At 67.5% G+C, this 1,147-nt stretch carries 1 protein-coding gene and 1 pseudogene; both read right to left on the bottom strand.

Going from position 1 to position 1,147, the window contains the following annotated elements:
* A pseudogene (locus tag AC1D01_RS35770) lies at positions 1-336 on the bottom strand (DUF1501 domain-containing protein); the annotation flags it as partial.
* Between the two features lie 24 nt (positions 337-360).
* On the bottom strand, positions 361-1,147 hold a 787-nt coding region (locus tag AC1D01_RS35765), incomplete at its 5' end, for a DUF1800 family protein (RefSeq protein ID WP_477874425.1).

Here is a 1,147-nt window from a genome sequence, read left to right as displayed (position 1 = left end):
CGGCAACACGCCGCCGAGTCGTGCCGGCGAGCCGGCCGCGGCCCCGGCGACCGCCGCGGTACCAGCCGCCATCAGTGCAAGCGAATCGGGCGCCTGGTTGCGCACCGTCGTGTAGTTGGTCCACGAGGCGGTGTCGGTCTGCAGGATCGTGTTCAGCGAGTCGTTGCCGCCGAACAGGAAGATGCAGACGAGCGCCTTGTAGTCGCCGGCCGATTGCGCGGCAGCCGAGCCGATCGCGGCCAAGTTCAGCGCGAGCGGCGCGGCGGCTGCGCCGGCGGCGGACAGCACACCGGCGTTGCGCAGGAAGAGACGTCGGGACAGTTGGTGGTCAATCATGGTGGACTCGTTGCGTAGTTGCGCTCAGCGCTGCACCTGGAACTCGGGCGACACGACGGTCAGCAAGATCGCCGCGCGCACGCGGTCCAGCTTCGTTCTGTCGACATCGGCCTGGTTCGACCTGTCGGCCTTCAGCGCAGGGATTGCGATCTTGTCGACGGCGCCGCTGATCAAGCTCTTCAGCGCGGCCGGCATCGAGCCGTACATCAGGTGGTCGTTCAGGCGATCGACAAGGCCCGAGCTGTTGTCGGCAAGCGCGAGTTCGGCGCTGTAGTCGGGCTGCAGGTCGCGGCGGTTCACCGTCTTGCCGTTGACGCTGCCGGCGAACCAGCCGACGCCGTACACGATGTTGTCGCGCATGTAGTTGACGTAGCCTGCGGTACTGGTCTCGCTGACCAGCTGCATCTCGGGCACGGCCAGGCCCGCTTTCGCCGCCCCCGTGCCCGCCGGCACGTAGCCCGGACGATAGAAATTGAAGACCGACGGTGAGCGCAGCGCCGACTGGCCGATAGTGAAGGCGGCCTCGTCGGTGTTGCCGACGAGGTAGTCACCGGTGTCCGACTTGAACGCGAACGCGCGCAGGAAAGCCGAGAGCTTCAGCACCGGCTCGCGCAGCTTGCCGGAGCTCGTCGACATCTGGCGCGCCTCGGGGTTCATCAGCACGGCCTTGACGACCGCCTTCATGTCGCCGCGCACGCCGGAACCGTTGTTGGCGAACTTCGCCGACACCGCGGCGACGTAGGCCGGGCTCGGGTTGCTCGTGACCAGCCGCTGGATCAACTGCCGGCCGATGAACGGGCCAACGTTCTGG

This window comes from Rhizobacter sp. P3_B12, from assembly GCF_056402895.1.
Note: the sequence above shows the minus strand (reverse complement) of the source record. Positions and strands in the feature narration are given on the sequence as shown.